At 52.7% G+C, this 17,770-nt stretch carries 20 protein-coding genes and 1 riboswitch; of the genes, 5 read left to right on the top strand and 15 right to left on the bottom strand.

The features are described 5' to 3' along the window. The first annotated feature begins 413 nt into the window (after nt 1-413). Nucleotides 414-547, top strand: a riboswitch (cyclic di-AMP (ydaO/yuaA leader). Between the two features lie 613 nt (nt 548-1,160). After that, nucleotides 1,161-1,331 (top strand): hypothetical protein, encoded by a 171-nt coding sequence (locus YWK_RS21770; RefSeq protein ID WP_156909018.1) that lies wholly within the window; start codon nt 1,161-1,163, stop codon nt 1,329-1,331. 51 nt (nt 1,332-1,382) lie between these two features. Next, a complete protein-coding gene (locus YWK_RS0102700) occupies nt 1,383-1,652 on the top strand; it encodes an IreB family regulatory phosphoprotein (protein ID WP_169727126.1) in 270 nt (89 codons plus the stop codon). Between the two features lie 198 nt (nt 1,653-1,850). Here YWK_RS0102700 and YWK_RS18000 read toward each other — a convergent pair whose 3' ends face one another. The 5 genes from YWK_RS18000 to YWK_RS0102725 are packed head-to-tail and all read right to left on the bottom strand — an operon-like array spanning nt 1,851 to nt 7,419. Beyond that, a complete protein-coding gene (locus YWK_RS18000) occupies nt 1,851-3,122 on the bottom strand; it encodes a CehA/McbA family metallohydrolase (RefSeq protein WP_051374990.1) in 1,272 nt (423 codons plus the stop codon). 11 nt (nt 3,123-3,133) lie between these two features. Then, on the bottom strand, nt 3,134-3,997 hold the full coding sequence (locus YWK_RS0102710; RefSeq protein ID WP_026963580.1) for a carbohydrate ABC transporter permease: 864 nt from the start codon (nt 3,995-3,997) through the stop codon (nt 3,134-3,136). Nucleotides 3,998-4,012: 15 nt separating this feature from the next. Further along, nucleotides 4,013-4,951: an ABC transporter permease subunit gene (locus YWK_RS0102715; protein ID WP_245578488.1), complete on the bottom strand. Its 939-nt coding sequence runs from the start codon at nt 4,949-4,951 to the stop codon at nt 4,013-4,015. 30 nt (nt 4,952-4,981) lie between these two features. Further along, nucleotides 4,982-6,370: an extracellular solute-binding protein gene (locus YWK_RS0102720; protein ID WP_035465845.1), complete on the bottom strand. Its 1,389-nt coding sequence runs from the start codon at nt 6,368-6,370 to the stop codon at nt 4,982-4,984. A 14-nt stretch (nt 6,371-6,384) separates the two neighbouring features. Further along, nucleotides 6,385-7,419 (bottom strand): LacI family DNA-binding transcriptional regulator, encoded by a 1,035-nt coding sequence (locus YWK_RS0102725; protein WP_026963583.1) that lies wholly within the window; start codon nt 7,417-7,419, stop codon nt 6,385-6,387. A 1,023-nt stretch (nt 7,420-8,442) separates the two neighbouring features. Here YWK_RS0102725 and YWK_RS18005 point away from each other — a divergent pair. Further along, complete coding sequence (locus tag YWK_RS18005; protein WP_051374992.1) at nt 8,443-9,120, top strand: YigZ family protein; 678 nt, start codon at nt 8,443-8,445, stop codon at nt 9,118-9,120. 7 nt (nt 9,121-9,127) lie between these two features. Here YWK_RS18005 and YWK_RS0102735 read toward each other — a convergent pair whose 3' ends face one another. Further along, nucleotides 9,128-9,673, bottom strand: a complete 546-nt coding sequence (locus tag YWK_RS0102735; protein WP_026963584.1) for a hypothetical protein — start codon at nt 9,671-9,673, stop codon at nt 9,128-9,130. Between the two features lie 206 nt (nt 9,674-9,879). Here YWK_RS0102735 and YWK_RS0102740 point away from each other — a divergent pair, with 206 nt between their 5' ends. After that, nucleotides 9,880-10,476 (top strand): RNA polymerase sigma factor, encoded by a 597-nt coding sequence (locus tag YWK_RS0102740; RefSeq protein WP_026963585.1) that lies wholly within the window; start codon nt 9,880-9,882, stop codon nt 10,474-10,476. Nucleotides 10,477-10,621: 145 nt separating this feature from the next. Continuing rightward, nucleotides 10,622-10,711 carry a putative holin-like toxin gene (locus tag YWK_RS22335; protein WP_245578489.1) on the top strand — a complete coding sequence of 30 codons (90 nt, stop codon included), beginning with the start codon at nt 10,622-10,624 and terminating at the stop codon, nt 10,709-10,711. A gap of 220 nt (nt 10,712-10,931) precedes the next feature. On the opposite strand, the gene fabZ is transcribed toward YWK_RS22335, so the two are convergent. The 9 genes from fabZ to YWK_RS0102785 form a co-directional block, all read right to left on the bottom strand. Next, nucleotides 10,932-11,375, bottom strand: a complete 444-nt coding sequence (gene fabZ / locus YWK_RS0102750; protein ID WP_169727127.1) for a 3-hydroxyacyl-ACP dehydratase FabZ — start codon at nt 11,373-11,375, stop codon at nt 10,932-10,934. Nucleotides 11,376-11,742: 367 nt separating this feature from the next. Continuing rightward, nucleotides 11,743-12,282, bottom strand: coding sequence for a CDP-diacylglycerol--glycerol-3-phosphate 3-phosphatidyltransferase (gene pgsA / locus YWK_RS0102755; RefSeq protein WP_026963587.1), 540 nt, complete (start codon nt 12,280-12,282; stop codon nt 11,743-11,745). A gap of 189 nt (nt 12,283-12,471) precedes the next feature. Next, nucleotides 12,472-12,684, bottom strand: coding sequence for a flagellar basal body rod C-terminal domain-containing protein (locus tag YWK_RS20735; RefSeq protein ID WP_051374994.1), 213 nt, complete (start codon nt 12,682-12,684; stop codon nt 12,472-12,474). A 12-nt stretch (nt 12,685-12,696) separates the two neighbouring features. After that, nucleotides 12,697-13,062, bottom strand: coding sequence for a flagellar hook-basal body protein (locus YWK_RS20740; RefSeq protein WP_051374997.1), 366 nt, complete (start codon nt 13,060-13,062; stop codon nt 12,697-12,699). Beyond that, entirely contained in the window at nt 13,028-13,882 is an 855-nt protein-coding gene (locus YWK_RS20745) for a flagellar basal body protein (RefSeq protein ID WP_051375000.1), read from the bottom strand. Before YWK_RS20745 ends, YWK_RS20740 begins: the two co-directional genes overlap by 35 nt. Nucleotides 13,883-13,889: 7 nt before the next feature. Further along, nucleotides 13,890-14,912: a rod shape-determining protein gene (mreB, locus tag YWK_RS0102770; RefSeq protein WP_026963588.1), complete on the bottom strand. Its 1,023-nt coding sequence runs from the start codon at nt 14,910-14,912 to the stop codon at nt 13,890-13,892. A 178-nt stretch (nt 14,913-15,090) separates the two neighbouring features. Then, nucleotides 15,091-15,411, bottom strand: a complete 321-nt coding sequence (spoIIID, locus tag YWK_RS0102775) for a sporulation transcriptional regulator SpoIIID (RefSeq protein WP_026963589.1) — start codon at nt 15,409-15,411, stop codon at nt 15,091-15,093. A 224-nt stretch (nt 15,412-15,635) separates the two neighbouring features. Further along, a complete protein-coding gene (locus tag YWK_RS0102780) occupies nt 15,636-16,352 on the bottom strand; it encodes a M23 family metallopeptidase (RefSeq protein ID WP_026963590.1) in 717 nt (238 codons plus the stop codon). Nucleotides 16,353-16,672: 320 nt separating this feature from the next. Further along, on the bottom strand, nt 16,673-17,758 hold the full coding sequence (locus tag YWK_RS0102785; RefSeq protein WP_211231370.1) for a M24 family metallopeptidase: 1,086 nt from the start codon (nt 17,756-17,758) through the stop codon (nt 16,673-16,675). Nucleotides 17,759-17,770 lie beyond the last annotated feature (12 nt).

Below are 17,770 nucleotides of genomic sequence, written 5' to 3' on the forward strand. Positions count from 1 at the left end.
ATGACACGTTCCTTCAACTCCTTGATAAAGTCTTGATACGGTCTGAGTGCAGCTAAGTCTACTCGGGTACGGTTCTGTAATCCCTCGAATGAAAACTCCTTAATCCTGGTCCTGCGGCGAATCAGTGTATTGAACACGATGTCCTCATAGTCGTCATCTCCTGATCTCGACCACGATCATTTCGTTTTCCTCGTAGATGAGCAAATGAAGCAGGCTACCGTTTGGCCAAATCTCATGTAGTAGCCTCTCTGAGATTCCTAATTTCCAGATATACCAGTATACTTCGATAAGCATGGGGCATTCACGTGCAGACCGAATGTGCGGTTGTATCCGGCGAAATCCGCCCGTATCCTCGCTTTTCCTATACAAGTTAGTCTTTGATGTTTCGTTATGGACGAGCTACACTCTACTAAACTTCGTTTGCGCTGAATCCCGAAAGGGAACGGAGGAACCAATCTTTGGGGTGAATCCAGTCTGCCTGACTGGTAGGGCAATCTCTTAAGCCCAAACCCGACAGCTAACTTCGTAAGCGTTTAAGAGAGGAGAGCTGTGCTATGCCTATTTATACGGTGACTCCAAGTTCATCACAGCGGTCATCAAAAACAGAGACCCCTAAGGCTCAGAGGGCGAAAGCCCTGCGGTCGCAGTCGAGTTTCGTTCACACAGTGGTCCCCAGATCCTCATTCAATCGGCCGTCGGTGGATGAAAGCCGGTGGAAGGTGGGAAGGTGAACCACAATTAACCATTTCAGTATACAGAACGATGAGGATTACCCACCGTTATCTCCAGTAACTGAACCCCTTGTTACTCCAGCGATGTTATCCACAGAACTGAGTTACAGGGGCGTCTAATGAACGCCCCTTTTGTGTAATCATTCCGTATGACCATGTTTCATTTCACCACCAATGGTAATCATCCTGAAGAACCTCGTCTCCGTTGATCTTTGAAATCAAATCTCAGCACAGCGGAGGTGGTCGATGACGAGATATAGTTAAACGGCCGACGATGTGAGCGGTGGTGCTCCATGTGTCAATTCATATCGCGCGTCTGAGTTTTTGTTACATCGCGACTGAGATTCATTCTAGTTTTGACCGGCGCTCCTCTCCTCAGGTATTTGTCGAAGTTGGGCCGCCAATCGTGGTCCCAGGGAAGGAGGTACCATGGATTATTCGAGTGTATTTGAAACTTTGATTTTGTCGCGCTCCGACTTGGTTTATTGGCCAGCGATTTTGAACAAAATTCGCGGTCTCGTCGAGTCATCTGACATCAAAGTTGTCGACATTCAGCGAGACAAAGAACAACTCATCATTGTCTTTCGCAAGTGTTCTTAATGGCAGGTGCCGTTCACGTAGCGATATGAATTTACCGAAGGGGTGCATGTGATGAACCGATTGCGTGGGTCAATGCTTCCGGTCGCTGCGTTCGAATCAATGTTGAAAAACACGGATGCATGCCAGGCCTTGCAGTTGGCGTATTTCGCACTCGTTGAAAAGGGATACAATCCAATCCGCCAGATCACTGGTTACTTGACCTCTGGAGATCCGGCGTATATTACCGATCATCTCGATGCCCGTAACACTATCCGCCGGATTGAACGCGATGACTTGATTGAAGAACTGGTTCGTTTATACGTGCTCTTCAAACGACATTGAGCGGTTGGTCTCAGAATCGTTCATTTTTCTCTTTGGGATATCTTTCAATCAATGCTGTCCACATCGGCTTTCAATTGGCCCGAGAGAAAATCAGTTATGAATCGACCTACCTCGGTGTTCAAATCCAACATCTTCGAGAGCGCCGCATTTGATTTCTATGTTTACATGTCCTGGTTTTTGCGAGTTTCAATACTTCGTCTAGTGCGAGTTCCTGATGAATATGGGGTTGGAAAGGGCTGCCACCAGCATACTGTTGGCTGCGGAACAATGCCTCCACAACTCAGCACGTATGAATTGCTTCGAGTGATGTGAGAGTTCGACCTGAAAGGAGCCTGGCTCATCAATCGCATGTCGCATGATCTCGCCCTCTTCGTTGATAATGACCACGACATCGCCGGGCTTTGCCCCTTCCAAACACACTGAGACAGATTCCGAAGGCATGATTTCGTCTCCCATCATGGCGTCACCACTTCGCACCTCCAATCGAGGGCCATGTGGGCGGTAACTGAGCGTAATGTGCCCGTCGTGGATGGCCTCCAGAATGTCCTCTGCCCTGCGAGATTTCGCGTACACATACGCCGTTGGGTAACCATGACGGACAGTCGGATGAGAGCGGTGTGTGTCGCTTCCACCGACGGCAATGATGCGTTGGCCCTGCTCTAACATGGACTGCCACAGTGCAAGGCTTTCCTGGTTCGACCTACGCCACGGGCCGTTCCAAACTTCAAGCCAATCAAAAGGAACTTCGTAGCCCCACTGCCACTGGCAACTTGGACCCGCGTCATCATACGGGTGATTGATGGAAACTGCAGCGCCTCTCTGCTTCGCTTGTTCCAACAAGCGCCGCACATCTTCCACATGTTGCACCCTGAAGTCGTCACAGGGAATGGGGACGCCGAATAGATTCGCGTGGCCGTGATACGTCGTCAATTCCATCGCGGGAATATATGTAACAGGAGACTCAGCAGGTTGGGCAAGGTTCTGACTCACCGTGTTGTGATCGGTCAACGCCACAAAGTCGAGTCCCACACCTCTTGCAATCCTATCGAGGTCAGCGAGTGTGTACGCGCCATCGCTGTGGACAGTGTGCAGGTGGAGATCTCCCTGTAACCACCGGTACTTTGGGCCCGAAAGCGTTATCGTGGCATTAATCTCAGCGCCGCCTTCACCGATTACATAGACTCCAAGCAATACAGCCCACTCTCCGGGCACGATATCTCCCTTTAGGTAGCCGGGGGTTGCGTCATCCAGGCCAACCTTTAGGTCGTACTTGGTGCTGCCGCTCCAGCCGCGAACCTGTAGGGGATCTGAAAGTCCTACATCAATGATGCAAGTCTCTTTCCGATTCGGTGTGACCGTAATCTGGGCGTGAATTTCACATGTACCCTCTGGCACTGTAAAAGGAAGCTCTAGGAATCGCCCCATGTCCATGGATGTAACATTTGCAGACAAAGTCAACACGGCACTCATGCACAAGCCTCCTATTCCTTGGTCGATCCCAGGAAAATCCCTTTCACGAAATACTTCTGGACGAATGGATAGACCAGGATCAGCGGCAGTATGGCAATCACAATGCCGGCCATTTTCACGTTGTTCGTCACGAGTTCTCCGCTCGACATGGAATCGCCCGAGTTGACGAGGGCATTGAGGGCGACTTGGAGCGTGTATTTACTCGGGTCGTTCACAAAGAGAATGGTGGAGAGAATGTCGTTCCACCGTCCGACGAACTCGAAAAGAGTAACCGTTGCCAGTCCTGCTTTCGATAAAGGAAGGCAAATCCGCCAAAACAGACGAAAGTGACCAGCGCCATCGATTCTCGCCGATTCCAGAATGTCGCCAGGAATCGAGAGAAAGAAGTTTCGCATGAGTAAAATGCTGAAACCGGACACCATGCCTGATAGAATCAGGGCCGCTAACGTGTTGAGCAATCCCAACTGTTGCATCGTGACGTAAACCGGGATCATGATGGCCTCGAAGGGGATCATCATGGTGACGAGGATGAATACAGTCAATGCTCGGCGCCCAGGAAATCGTGGCTGTGCGAGTGCATATCCAGCTAGGGCCGACAGCAAAACATGTAGTACGGTGCCCACCACTGTGACAATGACGCTGTTTTCAAACGGCTTCCAAATGGCCAGTACAGACCAGATGGTCCGATATCCCGAAAGGCTGAAGTGACGAGGCCACAGTTGGATGCCTGGTTGCATCGACGCGAGATTTGAGCTGAACGAAACCGCCAAAGCGTTCCACAGTGGGATAATCATCGTCGCACAAATAAGGAGGAGAAAAGCCACATTCACGAACACAAATAGCGTGTTTCCCACCCTCGTCGCAAATCTAGGCATGTTGCATCGCTCCTCCTACAGTTCGTTGTACTGCACCAGACGGCGGGTGATGAGTGTCAGAAGCAGCGTAAATAACAGGATGAGAAGCGCACTTGCCGTGGCTTGCCCGATGTTCATCTGTTGCAGCCCTTTGTCGTAAACATACGTCATCAACACGTCAACCTTCGGCTCAATGACGGCGTTTCTCATGACGTAAATTTGTTGGAACAGCCGCAAAAGCCCCATGATGGAGAGAAGCCCAACGACTTTCATGGTGCGACGGAGCATGGGAATGGTCACATGCCACATCTCATGCCAGCGAGTGGCTCCGTCCACGCGAGCAGATTCGTACAATGCCGGATTAATGCCGACAATGGCCGCGAGATAGAGAATGCAGTTGAAACCAACTTCCTTCCAAACGGTGACAAGGATGAGCACCCAGCGGGCCAGATTCGGATTGGTCATGAACTGTACCTGAGGCAGATGCAGCACCTGTAGAACGGTGTTCACGAGTCCACCGTCCGGGGTCAGCATGTAAATCCACAGTCCGCCCACCACCACCCAGGAAAACAAGTGGGGAATGTAGATGACCATTTGAATCGTACGCTTTAACCAGCTTTGCAGCACCTCGTTTAACGACAGTGCAATGACAATGGGTGCCACGAAGCCAATCACCAGAATTCCAGCTCCGAGAATGGACGTGTTGGCAAAGGAAGACCAAAATTCACTATCCGACAAAACATCGACGTAGTTTTGAAACCCGACAAAAGGCCGGTTGCCGATGAAGCGGAAGTTTTGCATGCTGATAAGCACTGCATGCGCCAGCGGATAGTACGTCATAATCACAAAATAGGCGATGGCTGGCAACAACATCAGATAGAGCGGTACGGCGTGCTTTAATTTCGCTGCCCTTTGAGTACGCAATGTGGTTGCAGTCATCGACGTCCGAGGTGAGAGTGTCTGCGTGCTCGCCACGTTGGGCCCCCCTTCACGGGTGGATGAGGGTCACTCATCCACCAGGTGTTTTTGCAGTAGTGTAGCGTGCATCTCGGCAACGGCTTCTTGGGCGGACAACTTCCCAAGAACCGCCTCTTCACCGTATTGCCACACAATCTTTTGGGCCTCGGTCCAGCCTGGCAATGAAGTGGGCTGATATCCATATTGGACACCAATGCTTTTCGCCTTCGCATATCCTTTTTGCAACGCTGGGAATGGGTTTTTCCACTCAGAACTGATGGGTTGCGGATCGCCGTGGTCCATGTTTTCTGCCTTGCCGACTTCCGTCAATTGATACTTGCCGCCGCTGACTGTGTAGTCGACGCCTTTCACACCCAGGGAGCCAAGCACTTCACCGGCCTCTGTGTTCCACCACTCCAAGAACTTGAACGCGAGGTCGGGATGTGGTGCGTTTTTCGGGATGGCCCAAACACTTGTGTCCCCTTTCGAAACGAGAACTTTCCCATCCGGACCGACCGCTCCCGGCAAGGCTTCGGCATCGAACGTAGAGGCAGCTCCCGCTGTGCTGGCCAAGTTGTTCAGCATGGGAACCCAAGCGTCCCAATACACGAACATGCCAACCCGTCCAGACAAGAACTCGTTTCGTTCATCCGCTGTACTATTTGTGACAAAATTGGGGTCCAACAGTTTATCGGTATACAGCTTGTGTAACCATTCATAGACAGGAACAGCCTCTGAAGTGGCATACGGAATGGTGCGCTTTCCGTTGACCATGACGTACTCATTTTTGAGTCCAACCGCGCTCATAAACGGTTCAATGTCGTACAACTGCGACAGTGTCAAACCGTATACGCCCTTCTTTTCTTTGAAGACTTGGAAGATGTGATAGAAGTCGTTGAGCGTTTTCGGCTGCGAGAGCCCCAACTCGTTCATCCAGTCTTGGCGAACGATGGGCATCAAGGCGCCCTGATACTTCACGGGCACTGCATAAATCCCGTTCGTTTGCGGAATTCGGATGTCATTCCATTCCCACTGGGGTACGACCTTCGGGTTACCGAGCACGGGGGACTGCTGGATTTTACTCTGCAGGTCCATGACTTCGCCGTTCTGAACCATGTCGGCAAGGTTGGGGCCCGTGGTGTAGATGACATCCAGCTTTTGACCGGATGACAACATGGCTTGAAGCTTTTGATCGTAGTCCGTAGGGATGTGGATGAAATTTACTTTGCAGTGCAGAGCTTGTCCAATTTCAGCGGCGAACTGCTGGTCTTCTTGCGGATTTTTCCCACCAACCACATTGGACGCGATGGTCAGCGTCGGTTCATTCGCATCTGCGCCAGAGTTGGACGAACTGGATGAACCGTTGTCACAGCCAATGAGCGTAAGGGTCAGGGCAGATGTGGACAAAACGGCCAATATACGGCGAATGGATGGCATAACGTCACGCTCCTCTACGTGTTGGACGGCGGAGTCCAAGGTCGGCAGGACTCACGCAAGACGAGATGTGAAGGAATTATTTTGTGAATGACGGGTGCAGAATTGTCGCGAATTCGTTCAATCAACAATGCAGCCGCTTCGCGACCCAATTCCTCTGAATTTAGCGAGACGCCCGACAACGGTGGATTGAACTCTGGCGCGAATACCGAGTTATCGCTGAAGGCGAACACAGAGATGTCTTGCGGAATGGAAATCCCCAATTCCATCGCCGCTCGGTATACCCCTAGCGCAACCTTGTCCGTGTCAGTAATCACTGCAGAGAACGAAATATGGTTGGAAAATACGTCCTTAAGCGTCTGATAACCATAATCCACAGAAGGTACATCCAACCTCTTAAAAACGTGGAGTTCCGGGCGCATACGAACTCCCGCTTGTAGAAATGCCTTCTGATATCCGCGCTGTCTATCCGCCGAAACAGTGCGTTCGTTCGTGGCATTGAGAAATAAGATGTTTTCGTGGCCAAGCTCGAGCAAATATCGAGTTACTTGCTCTGCCATGGCTTCGTTGTCGTTGTCCACATACGAGACTCGCGATTGATATCTCTCTGGTGGACGGCCAATCACCACAACTGGCGGGTCAGAATCCGTATACCCATCTAGTCGAGTATCCTGTTGCTCAGGGTCTAAAAAGATTTCTCCATCCACTGGATTTGTGGTGATATGCTTCGACTCTCCCTGATAGTCTGGTGTCAGGGTATTGACCAGCAATCGGTATCCATGGTCGTAGCAAACTTGTAGAACGCCATTCATCAACGACATGTGAAACTGGCTGAACTTTGCACGTTCGGCGGGCATGCTCAAACCGATAATTCTGGTCTCTTTCATGGACAAGGTTCGGGCCCAGTAATTCGGTTTGAAATTCAGCTCCTTTGCCACCTGCAGTACGCGCTCTGCAACCTCCCTTCGAACTGGGCGTTTCTGCGTGAAGACGTTTGATACAGTACCTTTGGAAACGCCAGCCAAGCGTGCTACGTCATCGATATTTGCCATGGCACTTCTCCTTCGCCTCTGATATTAAACCGGTTTAATAAAGGGCCTTTGGAGTTTGAGTTAAGGACTCTTAAAGAATCTGTAATGGTAGACGGGGATGGTGAAAGTCACGACGTTAGAGAATGAAAATGTGGTGCGAGCTTCTACTCGGCGGATTGAGTGACCTGAGATTGTTTGAATAGAGATAACGAGATTCCTCCGTGTCCATCTCATTGGCCAGACTGCACATGGAGAGGTGGCAGGGGGATAATGGCGAAGATTGCCTTGCAACATCCTTTGTCTTTCATGGTTAGTGACTATCTAACCCACCCACTTGCCTTTTACAGCAAGTCCGATGCAGAAGCATAGCCTTTCATATAGATGATCTGGTAGCGAGTATTGCAAGAGTGTTGAGTCTTCGCCAGTAACTTTGGTAATACCCAACCCGGATTGGGTTAACCAATTTGTGTCCACAGTGCCCAACTCTTTAATCGACCTTTTATTATTTCCAATCAACAGTATGTCCCTCACTCCCGCCTATCGATATGATTTCCTCCAAACATTAAACCCCATCCCCCTCGTCACGTTCGAGTCTCTCCTACTGTGGTATCCAATATTGGGCTACATAACGTATTTTCGTGGGAGGTATATCATGAACACAAAACGCATTCTGACAGGCGTAACCTCATTACTCATCCTCGGTACCCTTGGCCTTACAGGATGTAGCACGAATACGTCCACAAATAATGAAGCTTCGGGGGTCAGCAATTCCACGTCAAAGAGTCATACCACAACACACAATAAAAACCTCACAAGTGCCACCGCAGCTCTAAAGCCGCAAAATAAATTAGAACGATGTCGTGCTATCTTGCCGTCATCCATTTGCGTGCCGCCAGAACATGGATGGCCAGTGGACGCCGACCAGATAGACTCACGTGGTTGCGGCATTGTTACAGACCTCTTGAACAGTTTCTCAGCTTCGCGAAACCTAGCCGCCGTTGTATACTGAAAAACGCAGTACACCTACAGAAAGAAGGTGTGTTGATGGCAATCCCATCTTCGTTTGTTACGCCGGAAGTGTCGAATGAACACGAAATTGTGATTAAAAAGTCTCGGTTCATTGGACATGTGGTTCCAATAAAGTCTGTGGAAGACGCGGAGGCTGCGCTGGAGCGCATTCGCACGGTGCACAAGACGGCGACGCACAATTGTTACGCGTACCGCGTCGGGCTCGGTGTGCCCGTTGAGCGATTCTCCGACGATGGCGAGCCGAGCGGTACGGCTGGAAAGCCGATTCTGGAAGTGTTGCGGAGGAAGCCTATCGACAACGCGCTGGTTGTCGTCACGCGCTACTTCGGTGGTACGTTGCTCGGTGCAAGCGGTTTGGTTCGCGCCTACACGGATGCAACGGTGGAGGTATTGGACCATACGCCCATGCTGACGTGTCAGCGAATGGTCTTGGTCACCATTCGCTGCGATTACGCGCAGTACGGCAAGTTTGAGTATGAGTTAAATGCGCGCGACATGAAAATGTTGAACAAAGAATTTACCGATGCGGTGTCGTTCCAGGTCTGGTTGGAAGAGAGCACTGTGGACAAATTTCTCGAAGAGGTCTCCAACTGGTCGAATGGCCAGGCAGAGTGTGTGACATCTGAGGCAGAATACGTGGGCATTCGACCAGACGGAGGATTTGTCACCGGTGTCTGGTCACCAGCGGAATAAGCGATACTCAGATGATTTCGTGCATGCGCAAGTAGAAGTGAAAGTAGGACGCCGTGTGCCGGTGTTCCTCAAAGAGATGCAGCGGCATGGGCGCTACGATATCCGCTCCGGATGTGAGTTTGATGCTGATGGAGACGGGATCTGCGCCTTTGCTGGTCACCCTTTCAATGTGCTCGATGCAGGTTGTGGCTATGTATCCCGTGGCGCCGTCGCTGCGGATGAACGGCGTACGAGCTTTAAATGCGAACAATGCCAAGCCGCGCGGGCCAATCACGAGCGGCACCCATTGCGACCTTCGGGTTGCCTGTGCGTAATGCTTTCGCATCTGGCGGATGTCGATGCCGTAGTAGTTGGCCACCGACTGAAAGATTCGAGATGAACTGCTCCCCAGTATGAACCGCCCCCCGTCAGCCAGGTACACATCGCTCGCGTTTCCCCCGTAGCCCGGGACGTAGATGGGCAGCCAGGCCGCCACTTTGGGGATCCAAAGCTTGTCCGCCGGTCTCGACTTCCGATTCAGGTACATCGGAATCCCATCTGCAAAGTATTGCATTCACCCTATCCCCCTCAAAGGTTCCTATGTTTTACAATTACACACCACGGATTATACATTTGTGTAACCCCAGTCGACAATACAATTATTAAAAGATTACGTACTTTGGTGAAAGTCTGTATTTTGTCTTCACAAACCTTTGCCCTACGTTTATCTTGCGCGCAAATCTGATGGAGACCGGTCTCCCGTTTGGGAGATGGCACAAAGTGAACATCCGTATCCAAACCAACCTGAACGATCCCCTTCACCACCTGGTCCGTCAGGCCCAATCGGGCGTCCCTGCAGCGACCGCGGAACTGACAGCGCAATTTATGCCTTTGTTGCGGAAGGCAGCGAGCAAGTACAGAAGGATATCCTATGAGGACGCGTTGCAAGAAGCGTGTCTGGCGTTTCTGGAGGGAATTGCGGAGTACAATCATGAGCTCGGCATTCCGTTCCCCGGGTACATCCAGCGTAAGGTGTTTGGCGAAGTGAGGACCGCCATGCGGCGATTGTGGCGGACAGAATCGCGCAAAGCCCGACTGGTGTACGCGAGTTCAGATGGAGAGAGCGAACTGGACCCGTGGAATGACCTTGCTCTCAAATGCCCGTCAGCCGAGGGACGCATCCAGGACGTGGTCACGTTGCTGTGGCTGGACAGCGCCGGGCTGAGCCATCGAGAGCGGCTGGCCGCACACGCGCTACTGCAGGGCTTGACCTGCAAGGAAGTGGCCGCTGCCGTTGGGGTTGGTACAGAAAGCGTCAAGACGTGGCGGAAAAGAGCGCTGCGGAAGTTGAAAATCGCCTTATCTGACGAGGGTTAAGCAATTGTTCGACTTTGCGCGAAGTCCTCGGATTTGTAGGGGTGACACCCTTCGACACTACGGATTGATATAATGGACGTGCATAGAGAACGGCTCTTTCAGGGGCGGCTCACTCCCTTTTTCACAGGAAGGGGGTGAGAGATGATTGACGACGTACCAAGCACTGACGCTTGCCATTAACCTTGCAGGGTTGGTGTTGGCCATCGTCGCATTCAACAAGAAAGACCGCCCCTGAGTCAGCGGTGAGCGGTCTATTGCCGTTGTTCCGCACGAGCCGCCCCTGGTGAGGGCTCTATGCGGGCCGCCAGCGTTGCCGCGCTGGCGGCTTATCATTATGTATTATTGTATCGCAAATACGGCTGTCTATGCATGTCGCCTTGAGGCAAATGTGTATTGGTGGTCGGCCTGTAGGCCATCAATGAACGAATGGCATCGCGTCTGAAGCGAGAAGCGGCTCATTCGGTGATGGCAAACAGGATTCTCCCCTCGGCGACCACCTGGCCATCCACTTTGGCAATTCCGTGTCCTTTGCCCATCGTTCCACGCAGCCTATCGATGATCACTTCCATCTCCAGCTTGTCTCCGGGCCGCACTTGTCCGCGGAACCGCAATTCGTCGAGGCCCGCCATCATCGGGAGCTTGCCCTTCATTTCAGGCAACGTGAGGACAGCAACGCCCCCGAGCTGTGCCATGGCCTCCGTCACGAGTACGCCAGGCATGACAGCGTACGCCGGGAAATGCCCGGTAAAGTGAGGTTCGTTGATGGTCACCATTTTGTACCCCACTGCGCGTTTTCCAGGGTCCAACTCGGTGACCCTGTCCACAAGCAAAAACGGATAGCGATGGGCCAAGATCTTTTGAATGTCTTCCACGTAGAGTGGAAGGCTCAGTTCAGACACCAACAACACGCTCCTTTATTGATCCTTGCCAGCGCGCCGCGCATTCACCCCAAACATTACCGACATACGGTACAGTACCTCGTGTGAACAATAGGGGTACTCCTGGACGGCACATCGGTGCTGGCGGGTTAGCATAGGTGTTGGGCTGTCTGGCCAAGATGCCGGTTTGACCGAATTGCATCGAGGCTCAGACAGCCACAACACCGTGTGAATCAATACGTTTCGAAATGGGGTGAACCCACGTCCGCCCCTTTCGGATCAATTTGCTCATATATCATCAATACATGAGTGATGTGCAAAATTCCTCTAGAGCGTTGGACGTAATTTTGCAAATCGCTGACATACGTCATCTTGGACAAAGCATACCCTATAGCACGCGACGATGCACGTCAATCAGACGCATGCTGGCGACGTACAACAGCGTTGTGATATAAGACAATACCACTGTAAACCACAGTAAGCCGTTTGTAGCGTCAGTGCTTGGCCACTGCAGCATGACGGAGCAAATGGTGATGTAATAACAAACGGTGGTGCTCTTTCCCCACCTGTTGGCCTTCGGTACGGCGCGCTTGCCTTGGACGTAAAAGAAGGTGGCGCCAATAATCATGGCGAGATCTCGAAAGACAAGCAGTCCTGCCACCAACAACGGCACACGCCCGGACTGTAAAAGGGAAAACAGGACGGCAAGCATCATGGTTTTGTCCGCAAGAGGATCCAACAGCTGGCCCGCTTGCGTTTCCTGGCCGTGTTTCCGCGCCAGGTACCCGTCCAGGATGTCTGTCAGCCCGGCCACAAGCAACACAAAAAGAGCCCCTACCTTATGTTCACTTTCAGTTCCGTAGAAGGCCCAAAGATAAACTGGAATCAGTACGAAACGAAATAATGTGAGCGTATTTGGGAGATTCAAGGTGGTACCCCCTTAGTCCATGCCCATTATATATCTGACGTTTGTGGCGTGGCAACCAAGTATGCCCATCGGAGGAGCCTACCAATACCTTCTTTTTATAAAAAGTACCCCCAGACCAACTTGTGCCGGGGATTGCCCTGCAGCCTGTCTTTTTTGTGTGTACAGAGCATCTACGTCTATGGGATATCGTTATCTACGGATTTGGTTTGCATCTCCCATCATCCGGTTGGTCATCTGCTCTGCCTCTGCGTTCAGATCAAACATCCGTTGGGCCGCAATCATGTCGGCCATTTCCTGCGTCAAGTCCACGTTGCTCATAGCCAACATGCCCTGCTGGATGGATCCACCCGTGTTCTGCCCACCACGGTTGGCCAAAGTCCACTGCGCCCCCGGATTCAGCACAAACTCGTTACCTCAGATGGCGGACAGCTGCTGCCCTGGCATGGACACGGTCACAATGGCCAGCTTCTGCCCAGTTGCTCTGCCGTTCAAAGTCACAGAACCGTCGGCTCCGATGGTCATCTGGGGTGACCCCTTGCCCGCGTAGCGAATACGCCCACCCTTTGTATCTAACACAGGCTCGCCACTTTGCGTTGCGAGGAAAAACGATCCGTCCTTACCCTTACCCCACGTAAAGTTCCCCGCTTTCGTCAAGTGCAATTGTCCATCCGAGCCTTGCACGGCGAAGAACCCATCTCCTTGGATGGCGAAATCCATGGGATTGTCCGTTCGCTGCAAAGGCATGTCAGAGAAATTCTTTTCTTCGCTGACCGGAATCACGCCCGTGCCGCCCCACCACCCCGGCGGAGTCATTCGCCCAGCCTGGCTTTCCACACCAGGGTTCCCTGTGCCCCGAAGCGTCCACCAACAGGTTGTTGGACGTCACATCGAAGTGCCCATCTCGCGCAAGCGCAATGCCGCTTTGACCTTCAGGAGACTGAAACGCGACGGCAAAAAAACTGTGGTCGCCCATGTCCGTCTGGTTCCCAATCCGCAACCCTTGCTCAGTGAACCCCGGTTGCCCCGGCCATCCCATGATGTGTCCGCTCGCATCCGCAAATACGTAGGACGGGTTCCCTGCTGCGTCGTAGTCCGGTTTGCCGTCCGCCGCGTACAGGGATTGTCCCTGATATTTCGGATTTCTCACAGCGAACACGCCGGATACAGCTTGTCCATTCGGTCCCACCACTGCGAGCGGCACACCACCGAGTTCGAGACGCCCTTGCGCACCGACCGCGACCGTCCCGACCGCGGATTGAACCCCTGCTTGTCCTGCAGGGACAGCCGCATAGGTACCGGCCGGCGTGTTATCCACAATCGCCACGTCCAAGTTGCGACCCGAGTCTTGCAACTGACCTTGAATGAACTGGGGGATACCTTCCTGGAACACGACGCCCGTGCCCATCTTCCCCACTGTGGTTGTGCTGCCATTGTCTCCATAGTTCATCAACTCTTGGAGCTGTTCCGGAAACGACAACAGCTCTCCAGTCGTCGACTTAAAACCAGGCGTCTCCGAGTTGGCGAGGTTGTTGGCGAGCACCTGCTGCATGCGTTCATCCGACAGCATTCCAGAAGCCGCTGTGGTCAAACCCCTCAACACGAGGAGGTCACCGTACCTTTTGGACCTTGCCTGGCAGTTTGCTGATGCGTTTCCAGTGCGGACTTTCCAACAACATGCCGGTACCGATGACGACGCACTTCATCGGATCTTCCGCCACGTGGACGGGAATTTGCAGCTCATCCGCCATCAGCTTGTCCAGGCTGTCGACGAGTGCGCCACCGCCAGTCAAAATCACACCTTTATCAAAGATGTCCGCCGCCAGCTCGGGCGGCGTTTTTTCCAGCACTTGCTTCGCGGCTGCAATAATTGCCTCGATGGGTTCCTGGAGTGCTTCGCGCATCTCATGCGCCTGCACGGTAATCGTCTTGGGGAGGCCGGACAACATGTCGCGGCCGCGGACGTCCTGTTGCCCGCCGCGGCCGTTCGGATATACCGTGGCAAGCTCTTTCTTCAGCTCTTCTGCCGTACGTTCCCCAATGAGGAGGTTGTGTTGTTTCTTAATATATTTGATAATCGCATCGTCAAGCTTGTCCCCCGCGATGCGAAGAGAAGCGGAGGTCACGACATCGCCGAGTGACAGGACGGCGATGTCCGTGGTTCCTCCACCAATATCTACAACCATGCTGCCGCTCGGTTCAAAGATATTGAGCCCAGCGCCGATGGCAGCAGCCTTCGGTTCCTCTATTAAATCGACGTGCTTGACGCCGCAAGCCTCCGCAGCTTCACGCACTGCCTTTTGTTCCACCGAAGTAATCCCAGCCGGCACGCAGATCATGAGACGCGGACGAAACATGACACTCTTGCCGATGGTTTTGCGTATAAAGTGACGCAACATAATTTCAGTAACCTCAAAGTCGGCAATCACGCCATCGCGCAACGGACGAATCGCGACGATGTTCCCCGGGGTGCGCCCGAGCATCTGGCGGGCTTCCTCGCCGACAGCTACGACTTGTTTCGTATTTTGATCAATCGCGACGACCGAAGGTTCATTCAGTACGACGCCATGTCCTTTCACGTGAACGAGTACGTTTGCAGTGCCTAAGTCAACGCCAATTTCCTTTGAAAACATTTGCGGCGAGTCCTCCCCAACTGAGCGTGCATCTGAGCGTATCTGTTGCCACGGTGATATGCATGTAGACCATCTTGCAATAGACCATCTATGGGCGGTATATGAACGGATTGTGTGACAATGATCCGTTACAATCCATCACATGCACTTGGTGTTTCATTCAAGATAAGTAATGTTTCTACAGGCTGCTGGAAACTCCTTTTCTCGTCTCGAAGTTTTTCGACGAATTTCGATCCGCTTCGGGATCTACGCCCTCCTTATTGTATTTCAATTTGGTTGCTTCGCCTCCGCGCAGGTGGCGAATGGATTTGTGATACTCGAGAATTTCTTTCACTCGGTTTGCCAAATCGGGGTTGATTTCCGGCAGCCGCTCCGTCAAATCTTTGTGTACCGTACTTTTGGATACTCCAAATTCACGTGCAATGGTGCGCACGGTGTTGCGAGTCTCCACAATGTACTCACCGATTTTCAGAGTACGCTCCTTGATATAATCATGCACTCCCCTCGCCTCCCCAGTTCTGCTCAGATGGTCTGATACAGTATATGAGGGGGTGTACACCGTATGACTTGGTTTATCCAATTACGCCCTATCACGGCTTGTTTTATCGAAATATCTTCCGATATCTCTCGATTTCTCCTCGGGAAATAAAAGAAAGAGGCCGTCTCATAGAGAGACGGCCGAAATCAATCGTACTGCAAAGGGTTGGGTATTGTGTCTTAGCCTTAGGCCTTGGGCAATAATGTACCCGGATCCACCGGATTGCCGTTCTTCAAGACCTCAAAGTAGAGATGGTTGCCCTGCGATTTTTCAAAGGCGCAGGTACCGCTGGTACCGATGGCTTGCCCTTGTGTCACCTTGTCTCCAGCTTTGACCTTGGCGTCGTTCAAAGATTCATAGTGAACGACATAGCCATCGTTCGTGGCGACTTCCACGGTGAGGCCGTAAACCGGATTCGGCGTCACGGAGGTCACTTTCCCGTCAACAGCGGAGACTACTGTGAACGGCTGCTGATTGGATGCCTGGATGTCGTAGCCGGTGTGCGGGTAGTACGTGTTGTCGTAGAAAACCAATGAAGCGGCTTGTTCCTTGGCGCTGGCCTTGTCGCTGAAGAAACCGAGGCTAACCTTGGTTTGGGTCGCGTCTGCGACCGGCCACTGAAACTCGCTCGAAACCGCCGTGTTTCCGGATGGAACGTTGTCCACGCCGGTGCTGGTTGTTGGAGTGCTGCCGCCGGACTGGCTCTTGATGTACATAAGTCCGATGATGAGTGCGGCAGCTCCTAGGTAGATAGCCGGGTACACCCAACGCTTCGCAAAAATCTTGCGGTTTGCTGTGGGCACCACCTGCTTTGCAGGAGTCTGGTTACCCTTTTGATTCTCTTTACTGGCCTGAATCTCTTTACTTGCTTGTGGTTGTTGTGGATGCTTGTTTTCATCCATGTAGCGCTCACCTCACTACGAAGTGTCGCCACGTTATCAATGTTTTATACTTTGTTGCACGTATTCTCGTTCACTCCTGCGCTAAAGCGAGCCGTTCACGAGAATACGTGCAATTTTCTATGTGATCTTCCAACGTTGTCAACGATGGTATGGGGGCATTGTGCAGCAGCACCCGCCTGTACCAGCGGTTTCGAGGCAATGGAGAGAACATAGGAAATGCGCGGGTGGGCATATATATATTGGATGAACTCTAGTGCAACCATAACAGGGGGTCTGAGAGAACATGCTGATGTCGTTCGCACACTTTCATAGGATAGCCATTACTCAGGTTGCACCAAAATGTCCGGCCGCAAGTATGTCCTCCCGTCCCACTCTACTTGCAAGTACGGCCAGTCGCCCGTGTGTGTGAGAAACTCGTTGCCTGCCTCGCCCACCAGAATGGTGTCCTCCGACTTGATACCGCGAATGGCAGGGTTCCAGGCGTACGCCTGTCCTACTTGAATGAGCTGGTGCGTCTTTGGCGTGGCCAAAAACTCGCGCGAGGCGTATCCGGTTGGCCCGCCTTGGTGCAGGAGCTTCCAGTCGTCCGGGTAACCGACTTCGCGATATGCGTCCATCGCGGTCTGGAACACATCCGACACGCGCTTGCCTGGGCGCGTTGCGGCGTTCATGCGAACGTCGATGTACGCGCATTTCTGCTTGTTTTCCGCAAGGTTGGCTGGCAGCGGGCCGAAGTGCACGAAGCGAGTCGCGTTGGCGACCAACCCGTACTTTTCCGCACAAATGACGACCATCGCGTACTTCTCCAGCCGCTTGGCTGTGGGAATCGGATGGCGGTAGTTGAAGACACGCTCGTCCGTGGACACGAGCGTCACCACAGGCGTCAGCCCGCGCCGCATCACCTCCCCCGCAAGCGACGCGGCGATTTCATGTTCTGTTTGTCCGGGCCGAATCTGACGAGCCACCCGTTCGATAGATTGCGCGGTCTCCAGGCAGACCCACCGATACTGTTCCTGTTGATGTGGGGTCAACGTGCGCCGGAGTTCCGAGAGAGCAGCGGCGACGTTTTCGCCGCGGGCGTCATCGGTATCAAAGGCGACGCGCTTGCCACGTAGTAGAGCATGTAGTTGGCCATCCACGCCTTCCGTCCAGTCGGGCGCCACCACTTCGAAGTCCAGGTCAAACAACTCTTCTTCCTGGATTCGGCGCGCTTCAATCGAGTTGGTCACGCACACGACCTTCTCGGGAAGGACAATCAAGTCCGCCACACCGAATTCGGAGGTCAACACGATGTGGTTGTCCCGGCCGCCCGTGACCCAGGCGAAGTTCGCGCGGGTCTTCAGGACCATCGCGTCAAACCCCGCCTGAACCATGTAGTTGCGGATGTTTTGAATCGCCTGGTTCACCGCTTTCACCTC

Source organism: Alicyclobacillus pomorum DSM 14955, from assembly GCF_000472905.1.
In the GTDB taxonomy this organism is placed as follows: Bacteria; Bacillota; Bacilli; order Alicyclobacillales; family Alicyclobacillaceae; genus Alicyclobacillus_A; species Alicyclobacillus_A pomorum.